18 protein-coding genes are annotated in these 19022 nt (G+C 38.8%); 13 read left to right on the top strand and 5 right to left on the bottom strand.

The genetic code is table 11. The features are described 5' to 3' along the window. Positions 1-61 precede the first annotated feature (61 nt). The 6 genes from QRN39_RS15265 (at position 62) to QRN39_RS15240 (ending at position 3902) form a co-directional block, all read left to right on the top strand. A complete protein-coding gene (locus QRN39_RS15265; protein WP_284907569.1) occupies positions 62-748 on the top strand; it encodes a DNA/RNA nuclease SfsA in 687 nt (228 codons plus the stop codon). Positions 749-824: 76 nt separating this feature from the next. Further along, positions 825-1031 carry a hypothetical protein gene (locus tag QRN39_RS15260; protein ID WP_284907568.1) on the top strand — a complete coding sequence of 69 codons (207 nt, stop codon included), beginning with the start codon at positions 825-827 and terminating at the stop codon, positions 1029-1031. 565 nt (positions 1032-1596) lie between these two features. Further along, positions 1597-2112: an MBL fold metallo-hydrolase gene (locus tag QRN39_RS15255; protein WP_284907567.1), complete on the top strand. Its 516-nt coding sequence runs from the start codon at positions 1597-1599 to the stop codon at positions 2110-2112. Between the two features lie 176 nt (positions 2113-2288). Further along, positions 2289-2879, top strand: coding sequence for a Crp/Fnr family transcriptional regulator (locus QRN39_RS15250; RefSeq protein WP_284907565.1), 591 nt, complete (start codon positions 2289-2291; stop codon positions 2877-2879). Between the two features lie 70 nt (positions 2880-2949). After that, positions 2950-3291, top strand: a complete 342-nt coding sequence (locus tag QRN39_RS15245; protein WP_284907564.1) for a darcynin family protein — start codon at positions 2950-2952, stop codon at positions 3289-3291. Between the two features lie 104 nt (positions 3292-3395). Beyond that, positions 3396-3902, top strand: coding sequence for an LURP-one-related/scramblase family protein (locus tag QRN39_RS15240; RefSeq protein WP_284907563.1), 507 nt, complete (start codon positions 3396-3398; stop codon positions 3900-3902). 80 nt (positions 3903-3982) lie between these two features. On the opposite strand, the gene QRN39_RS15235 is transcribed toward QRN39_RS15240, so the two are convergent. Both QRN39_RS15235 and QRN39_RS15230 read right to left on the bottom strand, forming a co-directional pair. After that, positions 3983-4288, bottom strand: a complete 306-nt coding sequence (locus tag QRN39_RS15235) for a nucleotide pyrophosphohydrolase (protein ID WP_284907562.1) — start codon at positions 4286-4288, stop codon at positions 3983-3985. Then, positions 4281-5927 carry a DUF2075 domain-containing protein gene (locus QRN39_RS15230; protein WP_284907561.1) on the bottom strand — a complete coding sequence of 549 codons (1647 nt, stop codon included), beginning with the start codon at positions 5925-5927 and terminating at the stop codon, positions 4281-4283. Before QRN39_RS15230 ends, QRN39_RS15235 begins: the two co-directional genes overlap by 8 nt. A gap of 141 nt (positions 5928-6068) precedes the next feature. On the opposite strand from QRN39_RS15230, the gene QRN39_RS15225 reads away from it, so the two are divergent. Beyond that, positions 6069-6941: a LysR family transcriptional regulator gene (locus QRN39_RS15225; protein WP_284907560.1), complete on the top strand. Its 873-nt coding sequence runs from the start codon at positions 6069-6071 to the stop codon at positions 6939-6941. 40 nt (positions 6942-6981) lie between these two features. Here QRN39_RS15225 and QRN39_RS15220 read toward each other — a convergent pair whose 3' ends face one another. Further along, positions 6982-7878 carry a PhzF family phenazine biosynthesis protein gene (locus tag QRN39_RS15220; RefSeq protein ID WP_284907559.1) on the bottom strand — a complete coding sequence of 299 codons (897 nt, stop codon included), beginning with the start codon at positions 7876-7878 and terminating at the stop codon, positions 6982-6984. 240 nt (positions 7879-8118) lie between these two features. Between QRN39_RS15220 and QRN39_RS15215 the strand changes: the two genes are divergently transcribed. Together QRN39_RS15215 and QRN39_RS15210 are read left to right on the top strand one after the other, a co-directional pair. Continuing rightward, positions 8119-10302 carry an Ig-like domain-containing protein gene (locus QRN39_RS15215; protein ID WP_284907558.1) on the top strand — a complete coding sequence of 728 codons (2184 nt, stop codon included), beginning with the start codon at positions 8119-8121 and terminating at the stop codon, positions 10300-10302. Positions 10303-10384: 82 nt separating this feature from the next. Next, positions 10385-11395 carry a hypothetical protein gene (locus QRN39_RS15210; protein WP_284907557.1) on the top strand — a complete coding sequence of 337 codons (1011 nt, stop codon included), beginning with the start codon at positions 10385-10387 and terminating at the stop codon, positions 11393-11395. Between the two features lie 45 nt (positions 11396-11440). Here the strand turns inward: QRN39_RS15210 and QRN39_RS15205 are convergent, their stop codons facing one another. Further along, the gene (locus tag QRN39_RS15205) at positions 11441-12151 is read right to left on the bottom strand and encodes a GntR family transcriptional regulator (protein ID WP_050944627.1); all 711 of its coding nucleotides are present in this window, start codon (positions 12149-12151) and stop codon (positions 11441-11443) included. A 154-nt stretch (positions 12152-12305) separates the two neighbouring features. On the opposite strand from QRN39_RS15205, the gene QRN39_RS15200 reads away from it, so the two are divergent. Together QRN39_RS15200 and bglA are read left to right on the top strand one after the other, a co-directional pair. Next, positions 12306-14210, top strand: coding sequence for a beta-glucoside-specific PTS transporter subunit IIABC (locus QRN39_RS15200; RefSeq protein WP_284907555.1), 1905 nt, complete (start codon positions 12306-12308; stop codon positions 14208-14210). A 9-nt stretch (positions 14211-14219) separates the two neighbouring features. After that, positions 14220-15659 (top strand): 6-phospho-beta-glucosidase BglA, encoded by a 1440-nt coding sequence (gene bglA, locus QRN39_RS15195; RefSeq protein ID WP_253622924.1) that lies wholly within the window; start codon positions 14220-14222, stop codon positions 15657-15659. Between the two features lie 53 nt (positions 15660-15712). Here bglA and QRN39_RS15190 read toward each other — a convergent pair whose 3' ends face one another. Then, positions 15713-15874 carry a hypothetical protein gene (locus QRN39_RS15190; RefSeq protein WP_240792625.1) on the bottom strand — a complete coding sequence of 54 codons (162 nt, stop codon included), beginning with the start codon at positions 15872-15874 and terminating at the stop codon, positions 15713-15715. A 141-nt stretch (positions 15875-16015) separates the two neighbouring features. Between QRN39_RS15190 and QRN39_RS15185 the strand changes: the two genes are divergently transcribed. Beyond that, on the top strand, positions 16016-17251 hold the full coding sequence (locus QRN39_RS15185) for a TerD family protein (protein WP_284907554.1): 1236 nt from the start codon (positions 16016-16018) through the stop codon (positions 17249-17251). A gap of 204 nt (positions 17252-17455) precedes the next feature. Next, entirely contained in the window at positions 17456-19012 is a 1557-nt protein-coding gene (locus QRN39_RS15180; RefSeq protein ID WP_436917987.1) for a ribonuclease YeeF family protein, read from the top strand. Positions 19013-19022: the final 10 nt, after the last annotated feature.

Below are 19022 nucleotides of genomic sequence, written 5' to 3'. Positions count from 1 at the left end.
CCCTACCAAATCAAATTAAGGTGAGGGCTTTATTCTTGATATAAAGGGGGGCTTGAAGCGAATGTATTTGGAAACAATAAGAGGAATTTTTGTATCAGAATATAAAAATAGATTTTTATGTAATGTCCTAATAGATAATGAAATGGTTGAATGTTATGTTCCTAGTTCCTCGAGAATTCAAAATTACCTTGATTTAAAGGATTGTGAGGTATTGTTAACGAAGAACAAATCCTCAAAAAGTAGGACCAGCCTTTCCTTATTTGCAGTTAATATTCAACAAAGCTTTGTCATTTTAAATTTAAATAAGGTTAATTCTATTATAGAAGAATTAATTAATCGAAGGGAAATATATAAGGATAACATTTTTAATGTTTGTAGAGAAAAAGTCTTAGAGAATAAATATAAATCTGATCTATATTTGGTAGATACAGAGGGAAATACGGAAATAATAATCGAGGCTAAAGGAATAATATCAGATCAAAGAGATGTATATTTTCCCCAGGTTAATTCCGAACGTTCATTAGAACAGCTTATTAAAATTAACGAATTATTACTAGATGGAAAGAAAGTTCATTATTACTTTGTATCTTTAAGTCCGTTCACTAAAAAAATTCATTTGAAGGAGGATTCAGATTATACAATGTTATTAAAAAAGTGTATAGTGCACGGGCTGGAAATAAAACCCCTTAGAATACTTTATGATGGGCGCTCCATACAGCATGATGAAGAAATAAAGATTGCCTACTAAGATATTTCTAATAAAACTTGTTAAACTGAATGATTTATTTATCCCTAATCCGTTTAAGGATTAGGGGATTTTTTATGTGAAGGAAAGAAAAAATAATGAATATTTTCGAAGAGCAATTAGATATTTGAACAGAAGCAAAGAAAAACGTCTTGCAAAAAGAGTAAATATTGTCGTCAATTTAAAAGTTGTAAAGGAAACTAATAGTAAAAATGTAAAATATCAAGAAGATACTTACAAGCTATTAAAACAGTTCTTAGTAGAAGTTGACCTTGAGTATTCTTAAGTTTTATGTGTAGACATTAAGAACCAACCACCGGTCATTAATGTATGTCATATGGGTAAGTTTAAACGATAGTATTGTTCACTTTAGGGAGGTTCTATTACCTGTGATTCTATCAAACTCAGCCTCGATAACTGTAATATCATCCAATGATGATCCAACGCTAAGAAAAAAGACATTTAAGTCACAAAAAGGATACCTGCTGAAGGTGATAGGGTTATGGAAAGTTATATTTTAACACAGTGAAACTATTATAGATAAAAGGAAAATCAACTTCCAATCAACAAAACTTTACCAAGATGAGATTGATGAAAAACCTATCCCGAGATTAGGTTATTTTAAAAAGAGAATGATTGGATTTCGGTTATGGTCGTTAATTCTGCAACTAATGTAAGAGAATATATTAATTCATTAAAGCCTATAGTAAATGAATTTTTGTTATAGCTTGAACTCATATAATTGAAGTTTATGGAGGTAATAACATGTGCTGCCTAATTTTTATTGAAAAACTGTAAAAGAGTTTTTGGGATACACTAAAAACAAGAGATGGGAGGCAATTGATGAGCGGGTGAGGGAAGGAACGGAGATTGAGTTTTGCGCGAAGGCGATAAAAGAAGAAAATAAGGATCATCGAGATATTCAGGTGGTTTTACCGGATGTCACGTTTGACCGTCGGATGGAAATTGATCTTGGCGGGGTTACTTGTGTCGTGCAGCATGTTGGAGGCGATCATGCTGCTGATTCCGTGATCGTGTATGTGAAAGAAGAGAAAATTCTTTTCCTAGGTGATTGCATTTATCCGAAAATGTATGCCGAAAAAGTTCATTATACGGTGAAAGAAATATTGCGTCTTTTAGATGAGTTAGATGATTTTGATGCCGATACGTATATTCCTTCACATCAAAGACCGTGGACAAAAGAGGAGTACCGTCAGGAAACAGACAAACTTCGGATGATAGCGAAATTCACTGATCAATGTGGTGGAGATAAGCAGAAAATCACGAAAGAATATCAAAATGACGTGAACAGAGAACTGAAAGAAGATGAATTAGAAACCATTGCTTACTTTGTAAATGGGTATTAAATAATAACTAAAAAAAGTCTCATTTGAGTGATTTCCCTCAAACGAGACTTTTTTTGCATCACGTATTGTGACAGACTTATTTTTAGCATTAATAATAAAAAAATCCCAAGTAGGCTTGAGTGTTTTCTGATACAATTTTTTATCAAGTCTTCCTTTACTAGAGAGGTAACTTACAGATGGACAAAATAACTGACCCTTACGACACTTTCAAAACCAAAATATCCAAGTATCCAATCGAACAAAATCATTGGCAAGCCTTCAAAGATGGAACAATGATTAAACAATTAAAAGCAGGTACACGCATAATCAAGGCTGGCGATCCAGTGAAGCATGCTTATTTCTGCATAACGGGGTTCTTCCGTCTCTTCTATTTGTTACCGGATGGAAGGGAGTACAATGTGGCTTTTACGTTGGAAGATGATTTTGCTACTTCTTATGCAAGTATGATCAACGGGAAGCCTTCTCCTTATTCGATTGAAGCGATGGAGGATTCTATCGTGATTGAAATTCCTTATGATCTGCTTCAAATGTTGATGGACAGAAGTCATATGTGGGAGCGGTTTGTTCGGGTTAGTGTAGAAAGGCTGTATACGAGAAAGGAAGAGCGTGAGAGGGAACTGCTATATTTGCCAGCCATTGAGCGATATCAGGCGTTTTTATTGAAATATCCCGGGTTACATCAACGTATCGCTCAATATCATATTGCCTCATATATCGGTATTTCTCCGATTTCGCTGAGCAGGCTGCTCCATACTGCTGAACATTAACCTATGTTAATGCACATTCTCTAGATCTGACGTACAATCATCACATCATAGAAGAATCGGGGGTATGATGATGAAATATATGATGGTTGTTTTATTAGAGTTCTATCCATCTTGGCTTGCTTTACCACGAGAGGAGCGAAGAACCCATGCGGCTTCGCTGCAAGAGTTGATGCAGAAATATGAGGAACATGTGACGGTGCGCTTTTTTGATGCTGAAGCTCTTCCAGGTAAGGATTACACAGATTTTGTGATGTGTGAAACGGATGACCTGAAATTCTATCATTTTATGTGGGAAGAGATTAGAGATTCTATTCCGTACACAAGTGGTTATGTCAAAATTAAAGAGGTTATCATGGGAATGGAAGATGCTTTTCAAACATATGAACAAGAATCTCTGAAAATGGATCAGTAATCGAAAACCACCTGATAGCAGGTGGTTTTTTGTACATTCTATTTTTTGGTATAATCAGGGGTAAGGGAAGAACGGATAATTTTTGAACTTAATCGGAGGTACATATGAAGCAGCTTTATATGAAGCAGAAAGTATTTAGTCTGAGCGGCAGGTTTACGGTAAAGGATCAGCAGGAGAACGATGTGTATGTGGTCGAAGGCAGCTTTATGAAGATGCCGAAGACGTTTACCATTTTGAATACAGAACGAGATGAAATCGCTGTGATTACGAAGAAAATGTTTACCTTTTTACCGAAGTTTTTAGTAGAAGTTGATGGTCAAGAGATATTGACGATTAAAAAGGAGTTTACGTTTTTTAAAGCAAAATATTCAATTGATGCTGCTGGGATTGAAGTACAAGGTAACTGGTGGGATATGAATTTCCAAGTACTGCAGAATGGTGAAGTGATCGGTCAGGTGAAGAAGGAATGGTTTACTTGGGGTGACAGCTATAAGGTTGATATTTTGAAAGAAGAAATGGAGCCTGTGATGATTGCGCTCGTTGTTGCGATTGATTGTGTGAAAGCTGATGAAGCAGCGTCTAGATCTTCGTCGTCAGCAACGACGAATTAGACTCTTAAAGTATAATGAAATGAAGAAGAGTGGTAGGACTTTACTCTTCTTCATTAATAAGTAGAACGAATCATATTTCCTTACTTTTCAATGGGATATTTCTCTCCATTTTTTATTAATTTTTCTTCAATTATTTCTTTCACATTTAGATGAAGATCTGAGCAAAGCATTAGTGAATATATTAAGATATCGGCTATTTCCTCTCGGATGTTTTCTTCGTTCGCCTCAAGAGCTTCTTCATTACTTTTCCATTGGAAGTCTTCAAGCAGTTCAGCTGCTTCTATCGAAATTGAGATGGCCAAGTCTTTTGGGTTATGGTATTGTCTCCAGTTTCGATCATCTCTAAATTGGTTAATTGAATGTATTACATCTTTGATCTCAGTCATATTTGCCTCCCCCTTTTATCTCTTGTAATTTCCTTCTCAATTTTTCATCTGTTGCATAAATATACAGCCCGTGAATGCCTCGCTTCATCAGAACGTTAATCGAGTTTAGTATAATCTTTTCTTTTGCCTGTTTGATTTCCTCTGGAGACATGTCACTTCTTGATGTGAATGCACCTGTATCTTTATAATTTGACGTGTCAATGAGAAGTTCATCCTTTTCTTCATCATAGCTGATAGAAGGGCCAAGTATGACGCCGACATAATTTAAATCAAATCCTTGCACCGTATAGATTGAGCCCACCTCTCTAACTGAATCTGCATGTTCAGCCCATGTCCATTTATCATTTGTAAAATTCCAGGGCATATTGATACCGTCTTCATCTACGATATAGGCAGCTCCATCTTTTTTATGTAAAAAGTCAAAGGTAGATACAATGCGGGATAGGCCTACTTCATTATCTTTTTCTTGAATGGCAGTTTTAAATTGATGAGGATTCTCAAAAATTTTGAGTTCGAAAGATTCCTGTTTTTTAGGCAGAGTTAATAATCGTTTTGAGACAAACTGGTCAATCCATTTCAACGTATCAGTATCAGCATGCATACGCATCTGTTCTGTAAGTTTCACAGTCTTGGCATGGTATCTGTTTGTTATTTCCTCGAGTAATTTTTCATTCCAGTAGCTTTTAATTTTGAGTACCTGCTTTGGATCAAAAATGACAATGGTGATTTTACTTCGTTTGATAATCTCCTCTAGTTGGTTTTGGTAATGGAAGTTATTGTATTTATCATCTTTTGTTAATAAAAGGTGGGCTTCATCAATTAACACGATATCAGCCATATCACCTGACTTTGTCATCTGATTGATAAACGAGGTTGGTCTCATGATTTGTTTCTTCTTCAGATTTGGCAGACTCTTGGCGATGTTTTGATATGTTTTAAGCATCTCTGCATGATTTACAAGTAAATAATTGTTCTTTTTGTTTAAGACAGATTCCATATCATTTGATAAATCTTGAATTGTATTAAAGAGGGAACTCAGTAAAACACTTTTCCCAGTTCCTGCATCACCCTCTATCGAAATAACATGATGCCCTGACTGTTTGATATGCTCTTTACAAAAAGACAAAATTTCATTCTTAATTTCTACTTGTTGGGATGACAATTCCTTATAAGGAGAAAGCTTATAAATGTCTCTATTTCTTAATGTTTCAATTGAGTTAGTGACGATTTTTTCTTGTTGAAGCTGCTTCCACACCTCTTCAAAGACATCTTCATTGTAAAAGTCTTTCTGATAATAATGGTGCATCTCCCTCGATCGTGTTTGGCTAACATTTTTTAATTGAAAACGATTTTCTGCAATAAAGTAGTTTATGAGATTTGTCTCAATATTATAAGAGGCAGATTGATGAAAGCGTTCATGTCCGATCAGAATGGTTTTGGTTAGTTTATTCTTGTTCTGGTCTTTCAAATGATCTTTCAAACGTCTGCTAGCTTGAACTGACTGACCAATATAAGCAGATGGTTTCTTCTTTTCATCATAAAGAATATAGACAATAGGTTGATTATGAAATACGGTTGTTCGTAAAGAAAGAATTTGATCTGTCATAAAATCGCGTTTTTCAATAATAAGTTCACTCATTTAGCAAGCCCCTGTAGTCTTTTTGCCTATTATCGTATCATAAATTTAGCAAAATATCTCAGTGGTTATAGGTGAATATTGAATCTTGAGATAAATTAGACATGTTGAGTTATTTTTCGATTTAAAATATGAAGATACGAGGTGACCAAACTGATCACATTCCAATACAAAGTATTTCTAACAGTCGTCGAGTGCGGCAGTTTTACAAAAGCCGGGGAGAAGCTTGGACTAACGCAGTCTGGAGTCAGTCATAATATTGCAAAGCTTGAGTCAGAGTTAGGGGTTGTGCTGCTTCGGCGAAATCGAAACGGGTTGTCGTTAACGGATGCAGGTGAGCGGGTGATGCCGCATATTCGGCAAATCATTCATCATGCGTCATTGCTTGAGCAGGAGGCGGCGTTGATTCAAGGGATAGAAGTGGGGAGTATCAAGATCGGAACGTTCTCTAGTTTTTCTTCAAAAATGCTTCCGCAGCTGATTCACCGTTTTACCAAAGGGTATCCCAATATCCAGGTAGAGTTATATGAAGGTGGTTATGAGGAGATTGAGGAATGGATTGCGTCTGGCACGGTTGATGTCGGTTTTTTAACGCAGCCATCAAGAGAATTTGAAACTGTTCCACTTTTCCAAGATGAATTGGTGGTGCTCATGCAAGAGGATCATCGCTTCCATACGAAGAAAGTGATAGAAGTTGACTCGTTACATGATGAATCATTCATTATGCCAAAAGCGGGCTGTGATCTGCTCATTAAGAAATTATTAAAAGAAAGAGGCGTGAAGCCTCAAGTTTTGTTTGAAATTGGAGACAACAATACGCTCATTTCTATGGTTCAAGAAGGGCTCGGAGTGACCATCATTCCGACATTAATTTTGCCGCCGCAGATGTCTCATACGAAAGTCATTCCACTTGAGACAAGCGTCTATCGTGAGATCAACTTGGCGTTCAAATCATTCAAAGCAGCATCCCCATCGGCTAAAAGATGGATCGAAGCGGTCAAAGATCATTTTAAGTAAAATCAGCTTGAACGAGATGCCTCCCATTCAAGCTGATGGTTTATAAAGTCAACGCGCCGCGAATAGTGATAACCGCCGCGCCTGCCACTTTGATCACAGGCTTTGATTCATTCGGAATGACCGTGATACGAAGTATGCCAGGTCTGCCGATGGCATCCCCTTGGGCAATGTTCAGATGAGTGATTTCTTGCTGAGAAATGATACCCTCTAAATAAAAATAGCCAGCCAATGCTCCGTTTGCTGCCCCCGTCACCGGATCTTCGGGTATACCGATCCCAGGTGCAAAATCCCTCGTGTAAAGATCAACCTCTTTTGTGGTGTGAAATGAATAAAGGTGAGTCGTCGTGATATTTTGTTCTTTATTCATTTTCCCTAAAGCGGCTAAGTTCGGTGCCGCTTGGTCAATGTCCTGTTGGTGCTTCATCGGAACGAGAAGATGCCAGTTTCCGGTGTTTGCTAATTTGATAGGATAAGATGGATCAATGCGGTCACTGCTGACACCAAGCATGTCACTCAGCTCTTCTAAATCGATGACAAAATCTCGCGTCTTCGGTGTCACCTGCGTCATTTCTACATCAACGACCTTGTCATTTTCTTCGTGCCATACAACAGGAACATTGCCAATCTTCGTTTCTAACACGACCCCTGTTTTATCTTTTGCCAGCCCAAGCTCCGTCGCCAAAAGCCAAGTCAATCCAACAGTCGCATGCCCGCAGAAATTAACCTCTTCCGTCGGTGTGAAGTATTTGACCCGATAATCAGCTTCTTTATCATGTGCAGGCAGCAAGAAGACAGATTCCGGTAAATTCAACTCCTTGGCGATATTCTGCATCTCATCCTCCGTTAAAAGATCACCATCCAACACGACCCCAGCAGCATTTCCTCCAAATTTCTCAGTTGTAAATGCATCGACATGGTACACCCTAATGTCTCTCATATAATGAAGCCTCCTGTACATTCTTGTTACGTTTATCATAAGTTTGTTCAATGCATTCGTAAAATGAATCTTTTTGATACTTTAAATCGGAAGTTTTCATGTAAGAGTTTGAAATTCACAGTATCTATTAAAATAGTAATTAGATAAGTCTTTAGTCACGATATTAACTCTTGTTCCTACTTTGGATAAAATGTATAATATTTGTATATTAAAACATTAATAGGAAAAGAGGATAACTTTATGAAAATAGTCCTGAAAATAGTAGCTTCTATTCTCTGTATGATGATGTTAACTTTCAATATACAGGAAAATGTAAGTGCCGCAGAGGGTGGAACGAAAACAACGATTGATCGTTATCAATATGGTGATAATTATCTAACAGGTAAAACAGCGCCAAACGCAATCGTTGCATTCGTAGATTGGGGTGTTCCGAGTAACTGGAAATCTAAATATATGCACTACGCAAAAGCAGATAGTAACGGAAACTTTAAGTTGTTTTCTTGGAACATTAGTTCAGGCCAAACGGTGGAGTTAGATACGTATGACCAAAATGGGACAAAGCTTTCTTCAAACAAAGTGTATGTTTTCAAGGAATCTTTTACCTCATTAGATCCGATATATGATACTTCTCAGGAGCTAACTGGGAAAACGGTGAAGAACACAAAAGTAGAGGTCATGAAAGATGGCAAAGTGATTGCTTCAGGCATATTCAATGATGCCATTCATTTAAAGCTACCTGTCCTAAATGCAGGCACATTCCTAACAGTGAAAATGACGACTGGAAGCAATATCGACGTTTACAAAAAAATTGTTAATCCTAAGAAAATCTCACTTATTCCTACGACAAAATGGTCTAAATCAGTGAAAGGCCAAACGGGAATTCCTTATGCAAAGATCGTCTTTAAAAATCAAAAATCAAGTGACATCATTCAATCTATGACTGCAGATGGTGATGGCAACTTTGAATTGAGTGTGGACAAAAACACAATAAAAGCATTAGATCAAAGTGAATTTCAAGTGATGGAACCCTCTTATGATAATGCTTTGCATGAGGCCACTTTCCGACTTAGATCAACGGCCCCAACTATTGATCCATTTACTCAGCTTTCAACTTCAGTGGGTGGAACCGCAACTCCTAAAAGTATGATCAATATTTTAGATGGAGAAGGCAGAGTCATTGGGGAAGGTCAGGCAGACTCTAATGGCGTCTATGATGTTCCTGTTTCAAAATTAATCGGTGGTGACTTAATTACAGTCAAGTCGTTCATTGCAGATAACCCAAATGAAACGGATCAATCTCAGGAAGATGTACAGAAAGTTTTTGTGGAAGAAATCGATGATTCAAGTGATACCATTAATGGCATTAGTACGTTTGGTGATCAAGCTGTTGTAGAGGTGCAAACTGATTCAACGAATAACACAATAAGAGCGATGTCGAAACTCAGCTCAAGCATAACGAAAAAGAAATATGGACCGTTTGCCATTACGCCAGGAAAAAACTTCAAATTAAAAACAGGGAAATTAACGGAAGGATCTAAAGTGACCATCACGTTGCAAAGTGGAAAGAGAAAGGTTGCCCTGCCAGCTGTTACTGTTAAAAAAGTCGTCACATCTCCACTTCTATCATCTCAAGTGAAAGTGACAAACAACAAAGGAAAAAACGATACGGTGACGATAAAAGGAATCAAAAAACAATCCGTCATTAAAATCTTTAAACAAGCTTCTGGTGTAAAAGCAATTGCTCAACAAACTGCATCTAGCTCGAACATGACGATTTCCTTGAAACAATTAGGACAAACAAATGGAACACTTTATATCAGTATGAAAGAGCCTGGTTTAAAAGAGAGCAAACGAGTATCCATTCGTTATCAGGGTGAAAAATCGGATGCTTTAAAAGCCAATCAAGTCAAAATCAATAATCTTAAAAATAAAAAAGACGTCATTACAGTGAGTAAGATCAAGAAAAAAGATGTCATTAAAGTTTACTCAACAAATGGAAAACTACTTGCCACATCAAAACCAGCGAACAGTTCATCTATCAAATTGTACGTTAAACAAGTAGGGACCAAGAGCGGCAAAGTGTTTGTGACGCGTAGTGAAGATAAGATGCTGGAAAGCGGAAAGCAAGCCATTTCTTTTAAAGGCGAACCATCTACTTCGCTAAAAAGCAATCAAATCACAATCGTGAACAACAAGAAGAAAAAAGACGTTGTCACGATCAGTCAATTAGCGAAACAAGATGTTGTCAAAATCTATCATTCATCAGGGAAGCTGATTGGAAAATCAACGGCTTCTAAAGGCAAGGTTGTGAAAGTCACTTTTAAACAACTAGGTGCCAAGGGTGGAAAGCTTTACTTCACCGTCACTGGGAAAGGCATGTCGGAAAGTAATAAGACAATAAAGAAGTTTCAGGCTGAAAAGTAGAGTGTTCAATCGCCATTCATTTAGGGTGGCGATTTTTTAAATAGCTAAATGATACAAATTTCATTGATAGGAGCGTGATTTTTTGAAAAAAATAAAGATTATCATTTCAATGGCTGTCATCTTTTTGTGCAGTATGTGGTCTACTACTGTTCAGGCTCAATCAGGATACTTCAACACGTATACAACGTATTCTGCAATGTCTGGTTCTGGATTTTACACTTCTATGCAAGGGATGGCTGTAGATCGTAATAATAATACGATTTATTCTGCAAAAATAAATACGTCAAACCATCTGACGCAATTGTACGCGATAAAAATGAACACCTCGTCTAGCAAAAGAACTGTTAAGCTCCTTAAAAACTCTGACACCAATAGTACTAGCAATGATTTAGGACATGCGAATGACCTAGCTGTGAAAGCTCAAAAAGGTGATGAACAAGTTAGCTTGTATGTAGCGCCGATGACCGATGGTGTAAAGTATGTAAAAAAGATAGTGAAGTTAAGTGTGAACACGAAGAAAAATACGTACAAAGTGGCTAAATCCTATGTTCTGCAGTACCAAGGGACGAATTTATCAATTAGCGGCATCACATATTCTGTTGGAACCGATAAGTTTATTGTAAGGTCTGGCAATCGCTTTTTTATTGGGAATTTCAATGACAAGAAAGGGCAGTTTGAATATGAGGCAACATTTGCATTAAATTATACAAAAGCTGTTGTAAACCAATCAGTGGTCGATGTGTCCAAATACATTCTTCAAGGAATCTCATTCTACCAAGGAACATTATATGTACCTTTATCTAAACCGGCTACTAACGGAGGAGCTTCTAATGTGAGTGTTATTCTCACATATCCGCTAAATATTAATCAAATGATCAAAGAGCAAAAGGAGACACCTACAAAGGATTTTTCAAAAGAATTGTTTACGAGAAAAGACCTTTCATTCCGAATTACGAGCAGTGCATTTACTCTTTTTGAAATAGAAGCTGTTGATTTTGATGACGGAACGTTATATTTTAATACGAATCGTGAGAAAAAAGGAACGCAAGAAGATATGATAGCAACGTTTAATGACTATAACTATTACAAATAATATGTCCACTTTAAAAGACCCCTCAGCTATGAGGGGTCTTTTCCATCACCCATAATAATTATTCGCCTGAATAAAAAATTGGGATTGCATGTAGTTATATGTGATTTTCGAGAAATCGAAAGGCTGGCCGTTTGTGAGATGAAAGACGGTTTCGACGCGGAGAGCGGGATCGTCTTGTTTGAGGCCGAGGTGTTTTGCTTCGGTTTCATTCAGTTTGCCCACTTGTAAGTACATATCGGAAAAGCCGACTTTGAGCCCAAGGCCTTCACTGATGAATTTAAAAACAGAATCGGCGGCAATTTCTGTGTTGAGATAGGGAATGATGGTTTTTCTGTAATAGGATTCTTCTAGACATAAGGTTTGTCCATTGATGTAACGGATGCGTTTGAGGTAAAAAACATCCTCATCTTGTTCAATATTCAAATTAAGCGCTGCTTCTTCAGGCGGTTTGATGGTGTCTAGCATTAAAACCTCTGAAGTCAGTTGAAATTCCTCTAAATCTTTTTTAAACCCTTGATTGGATAAAAGGCTGATGTAGCCCTTGCGTCTGTGTCTTCGAACAAAGATGCCGCTGCCCCTCACTTGATAGATAATTCCTTTTCTTTCGAGTAGGTCTAATGATTTGATAATGGTGCTTTTGCTCACAGCAAATTGGCTCATGAGGGTTTCAAGTACAGGAAGCTTGTCCCCTTGCTGCAGCTCATGGGTGACAATATATTTTTCAATATCGCTCGCAATTTGTTGATACTTTAACATAGCCATTCCTCTTTGTTTTCACGATTTATTGTCTTTGATTATAGCACATACCGATTTTTCTTTGATATGTTAATTGAAATGATATATGTATTGATAAATTGTACCGGTATAATTATAATGTGCATATACTAGTAGTGATAAAGGGGGGGTTTATATGTCAAAAGTGAGGGATTATCAAAAGCTTGCAGAAGACATCTTAGAGGCAGTTGGCGGAGAAGAAAATGTGGTGAGTGCCGCAAGATGCGCCACGCGGCTGCGTTTGGTACTAAAACGTTCAAATCCTAAGGCCAAGGAAGCTGTCAACGCGATGCCCGGCGTTATTACCGTGGTGGAAAACGGCGGTCAATTTCAGGTCGTCATCGGCCAGCATGTTGGTGAGGTATACGAGCATTTTTCAAGCCTCGTTCAGCTTGAAACGTCGAGTGATGACCAGCCTAATGAAAACAAAGGAACGATACTGAACCGTGTCATCGCGACCATGTCAGCTGTGTTTGCGCCTTTTGTGTATATTTTGGCCGCAGCTGGTATTTTGCAAGGTGCCCTTATCCTCATTAATCTGTTATTTCCAAGCTTTTCGAAAACGGGAACGTATGAAGTCTTTAGCTTTATTTCCTGGGCGCCGTTTACGTTTTTGCCAATCTTTATTGCCATCACAGCAGCCAAGCATTTTAAAACGAATATGTATATCGCCGTAGCGTGTACAGCAGCGCTTGTTAGTCCGGCTTGGACAGAAATTGCTGGACGTGTAGCTTCAGGTGAAGGCGTTACCTTTTTAGGGATTGCGTTATCTGAAACTGTTTATACGTCATCCGTTTTGCCTCCGCTGTTCTTAGTGTGGATTCTTTCATATGTAGAGAGATTTTTAAACAAACGGATTCACGAGGTTGTCAAACCGTTATTTGTGCCATTTCTCTGTATGGTCGTCATGGTTCCGTTAACCATTCTAATAATTGGTCCACTGTCAACAGCAGGTGCAAATGGGATTGCTAACGGATACAATATCTTGGCAGAAAATGTACCAGCTTTAGCAGGCGCCATTATCGGTGGATTCTGGCAAGTGCTTGTCATTTTCGGCGTTCACTGGGGCATCACGCCAATGGTGCTCGCCAACTTTGAACAGTACGGAAGGGATTCCTTCCAGGCATATCAAACCATCGCTGTTATCGCTCAGGTCGGCGCAGTGTTAGGGGTTATTTTAAAAGCAAGAAACCGCGAAACTCGGAAAGTCGGAGTGTCAGCTGGAATCACGGGACTCTTCGGAATCACCGAGCCAGCGATTTACGGTGTTACCTTACGTTTTAAAAAGCCGTTTATTTTCGGATGTATTTCTGGAGCAGCCGGTGCCATCGTTGCCAGCTTCTTCACACCTTATTACTTTGCGTATGCAGGTTTGCCTGGTCCACTGACAATTGTGAACGGAATTAGTGCAGATTATCCAACATCGATCATCGGTATCTTAATTGGTGTTGCAATTGCGCTGATTTTACCAGTTGTGCTCATTCAAATGTTTGGTTATGGGGAAGATACAGTAGAACAGACGGCTGGTGCAACACCTGTCAAAGATCAAGATGAAGATGAAGAAAATAAGAATGCTTCGTTGAACAATGAAGAAACAATCACTGCACCACTTGCTGGAAAAGTACTCGCATTATCTGAAGTACCGGATGCCGTATTTAGCTCTGGGGCGATGGGCAAAGGGTTTGCGATTGAACCGACAGATAATAAGCTGTATGCACCGTTTGACGGCAGCGTCGTCATGCTTGCACCAACAAAGCATGCCATTGGACTTCGTTCAGAATTTGGTGTGGAGTTACTTGTTCACGTAGGAATTGATACTGTTTCTCTAGATGGCTCAGCGTTTACACTCAAGATCAAAGAAGGTGACAAGGTGAAGAAGGGTGACTTGTTGATGACATTTGATCAAGAAGCCATTGAAAGCAAAGGATTAAAAACAGTCACACCGGTCATCATCACCAATACACAAGCGTACGAAGATGTGATCGTAGAAGAACTATCGACATGTCAGCCAACGGACGTCATGATCACAATTGTGAAATAGGAGGAATATATAATGACATTACCAAAAGATTTTCTATGGGGCGGAGCATTAGCTGCACATCAATTCGAAGGTGGATGGAATGAAGCAGGAAAAGGCCCAAGTGTTGTGGATGTAATGACAGCTGGTGCCCACGGAGTACCGAGACAAATTACGGAGTCGATAGAAGACAGCAAATTTTATCCGAATCATGAAGCAATCGATTTCTACCATCGTTACAAGGAAGATATCGCGATGTTTGCCGAAATGGGGTTAAAATGCCTTCGTACATCCATCGGCTGGAGCCGAATTTTCCCAAAGGGAGATGAAGCAGAACCGAATGAAGCTGGTTTACAATTCTATGATGATGTATTTGATGAACTGCTCAAGCATGGCATCGAGCCTGTGATTACACTGTCTCACTTTGAGATGCCGCTTCATTTGGCAAGAGAATACGGCGGATTCCGAAGCCGAAAAGTCGCTGAATACTTCGCGAAATTCGCTGAAGTGTGCTTCAATCGTTACAAGGACAAAGTCACATACTGGATGACATTTAATGAAATCAATAACAAAATGGATGTCAACAACCCGCTGTTCCTATGGACAAACTCAGGGGTATCAGTCAAAGAAGGCGAAAATGCCAAAGAAATCATGTATCAAGCAGGACATCATGAATTACTAGCAAGTGCATGGGCAGTAGCAAAAGGCAAAGAAATCAATCCTGCTTTTCAAATTGGTGCAATGGTATCTCACGTACCAATCTATCCGTATTCCTCAAATCCAGAGGATGTCATGCTTGCTGAAGAATATATGAGACAACGCTATTTCTTCCCTGATGTACAAGTTAGGGGCTACTATCCGAGCTATGCACTTAAAGAATTCGAACGCGAAGGCTATCATATTCCGTTTGAAGAAGGCGATGAAGAAAGCTTAAGAAAAGGAAAAGTAGATTATCTTGGTTTTAGCTACTACATGTCGACAACAGTTAAAAGTGATGCAGTGTCTGATAACGACGGAGACATTGTCAACGGAGCCCTTCCGCATGGTGTAGACAATCCTTATATCAAATCAAGTGACTGGGGCTGGTCCATTGACCCGACTGGCTTAAGATATACGTTGAATCGTTTTTACGATCGTTATCAAATCCCGCTCTTCATCGTTGAAAATGGGTTTGGTGCTATAGATCAAGTGGAGGAAGACGGTTCCATTCATGACCCAGAACGAATTCAATATCTCGCTTCTCATATCGAAGCACTGAAAAAAGCCATCGAATACGACGGTGTTGACCTGATTGGCTACACACCTTGGGGGATCATTGACATCGTGTCATTCACAACAGGCGAAATGAAAAAACGCTACGGCATGATCTACGTTGACCGCGACAACGAAGGCAACGGCTCAATGAAGCGCCTTAAAAAAGATTCGTTTACTTGGTACCAAAACGTCATTGCCACGAATGGTGAAGAAGTGTAATAAAGGAAAAAATAGAAGCCCGGATGAGCGTGGTATATGCTTGTTCGGGTTTTTCATCGTTTAAGTTTTATTAGTGCCTGAATACAAAGAAAAAAGAGAGTAATGGCCACAAAATAGTTCGTTGGATTGTGAAAGACCTTGATGTTCAAGGATATTTGAAGAAGGATCCAAAGGCCGAATATCACCATAATTGCAGGAATGATTCTTTTATACACATTGTTTCGAGAGTGGTTTGTTTTTAGGTATCGCAGCAGAGGTTGAAAAGAGATAAAGATATGAATAGGTTTCATTACATGATTTGGTATAATTGATCTATAAAAACGTTAAATGGTAGATGAAGAATAGGAGTTGTTGTAATGAATCACACTCTGCAAATGGGAGCCAATACCGTACTAAACTCTCCAAAGGGACAGGTATCCATCAGCTATGAAGTGTCATCTGAAATTGATATTTCTTTAACGGCGTTTCTTTTAACAGATTCGGATCAGGTTGAAGGAGATCATGGCATTATTTTTTACAATCAACCAGAGAGTGCCTCAGGTGCAGCGGCACTTTTACCAGCAGAGGTATCAGGTCAATTGAAAAGGCATCAACTAAATTTTGATATGAGCAAAGTGCCTTCTGGAATCACAAAGATGGCTATTACATTAACAGAAGATCAAGGAATGGGCTTTTCTCAAGTGAAGCATTTGCAAGCAGAAATTCGAACAGGTGACGAGGTGTTTTATCTAACACCAGTAAACTTTACAAATGAAAAGGGCATTGTCGTAGTAGAGCTATATATAAGAAATGGTGACACGAAAGCACGCTCAATCTGGCGTGGCTTCGATTCTGGACTGGAAGGGCTATGCAAGCTTTATGGTGTGGAGGTTGAACCTGATGAACAGGATATTTCTACACCTCAAATGGCTCCTGAAAAACAACCAATTGATGGCCCTGCTCAAACGAAGACAACGGCTAAAGAGAAAGTTGTTGCACCTATCAGTTTAGAAAAAGTTCAAGGTAAAATTAGTCTAGACAAAGGTCATAAACCGATCATAATAGAGAAAACGCCTGAGATCACAGCGACAGTATCTTGGGAATCCGGCACCGATTATGATATTTATGCATTGGTCTACACAAAGTCAGGAAAGCAAGTAGATGTGGCTATGTTTGGTGCGAAAGGAATTTCTGCTCTCAAAAGTTACGGCAACGGAGCTGTTGAGCATATGGGAGATGTCGGTAGAGACCATGAATCAATGAAAACAGAAGTTATTAAACTACGGTTAAATGATGATATCCTTGCTGTCGTTCCGGTTGTTTATTCTGCTCAATCAAACGGGACAGGTTCTTTTTATAGATATAGAGTATCTATGAGTATCGATAATCATCAAGGAACGTCTGTGACGATTCATTCCAAACATGCCAATGACAATGATCGTATTTATTCTTGTGTGCCAGGTATGCTTCAAAATACAAATGATGGTGTGATCATCCGCCCACTTGAGCTTTATAGCAAACCAAACTCTGAGCGGAGACCTAAATTAAAAATGAAGTCTTCTAATGAAATTGAGGTATTGATGGATAAAGGACCTGTCAATGATTATAAATAAAACGGATGTATGGCTAGACAGAGCAAAGTGCTTTGTCTAGCTTATTTTATTTAGCCCGTTAAATAGAGAGTCTATTCCGTTTTTTATGTCAATTAACCTATTTTTCCGTTTTGATGGACACGGTAAAATAGACTTTATGATCAATAATGGAGGGAGTGACTGCTTCTGGGCAAGATACTTGATGCAAAAGCACTAACAAGTGCCATGGATGCAAGGGCAAAACACTACCAGGAACTCCGTGAACAAATGGTAGATTTAAAAAAAGCATTACAAGGTGTTTCTAACCTCGGTGATGATTTCACTGGAAAAGGTGCCGATAACATTAAAAGCTTTTATAAAGAACTGGCTGGAAATGTAGATATGTTTATCAGCTTCATTGATAAGCAAAAAGCCTTTCATGAAGGTGTTTCTGGGACACTAGATGATACAAACTTTGGCGGCGACACCTTTGTAGAAGAACACTTTTTAGACAACGCTGTACATATGGGCATCAAAAATGCCAAAAGCATTGTGAAGGATCAAAAAAAGGCGCTTAAAACGATTTTTCAAGACATCGACGACCTTATTTCTTTAGAAGTATTTGATAGTCAAACCTTTGATGAAAAAATTGCAGATGCGGAAGACGAGCGAAAAAAGACAGTGAAAGACCTAAGAGAGCTTGATCAAAATGTAAAAGATGAATATGCTTTGTCAGAAACGGAGCAGCAAGCTACAATGGCATTGTATACGGAAATGATGAATGCCACAAATGACGGAAAAGCCATTTCGCCTATGAATTTTGACAAGAAAGCGTATCAAAATAGTGAAATCTACAAGGCAAAAAGCGATATTGAGAAGCAAACTTCTGAATATCTGAAAATCAAAAAAGAACAAGAAGAGGCCCGTGAGAATGCAAAGGAACAGGAAGCACTCGCCAACCGTCCTTGGTATGAAAAAGCACTTGATTATGGCGGAAATATCGTCAATGAATTGACAGGCGTGAACGATGCAAAACGCGCCGCAACAGGTGTTGACCCGATCACAGGCGAAGAACTTACCGCAGGACAGCGCGTCGCCGCAGGCGGCATGGCAGCAGCAGGTTATATCCCAATCGTCGGATGGGCAGGTCGTATTTTCAAAGGTGGAAAAGCCGTCTATAAAACAACTCAAGCCACATCAGCCGCAGTCAGAGCAGTCGACATTTACAAGACATCGCAAAAGTCTTTTGACGCCCTAAAAACATCTCAAAAAGGCTTATATGGTCTTACCGCCACCAACGGCTTCAGCGAAGCGATTACAGGGCGTGATATGTTTGGAAATAAGGTCTCGAAAGAACAGCAGGAAGCGAGTATGAATGCGGCGCTAGGAATGCTTTTGCCGTTTGGGGCGAAAGGGTTTCATGGGAAGATGGGGATTAAAGGAGATAAAATAGAACATCCGGTAATAGATAATAAAAGGGTCGGAAGTGCGTTGAAAAACCCAGATGGTCAACATGGCTTCAATGATATAATTGACAATTACACACCACTGGCTAAAGAGTTTGATTTGGTTGGTGGTGATAAAACAAAGGTTAAGTTATATCAAATAGAAGGTGGAATGAAATTCTATAGTTACAAGGATGTTTATAATAAAGATTTACGTATAATTGAAAGAGTGTTTTCGGTAAAAGATCAAAATGGTATTTTTGAGTGGATTGTCGATCCCAATAAGGGGGTTACTCATAGAAGGTTTATTCCAGAAGGTGAAATTACAGGATTACCTAATCAAAATCCTAAAAGATAGGAATGAAGAA

Origin of the sequence: Bacillus sp. lyk4-R2A-2, from assembly GCF_030209735.1 — a bacterium.
Lineage (GTDB): Bacteria > Bacillota > Bacilli > Bacillales > Bacillaceae > Bacillus > Bacillus pumilus.
Note: the sequence above shows the minus strand (reverse complement) of the source record. Positions and strands in the feature narration are given on the sequence as shown.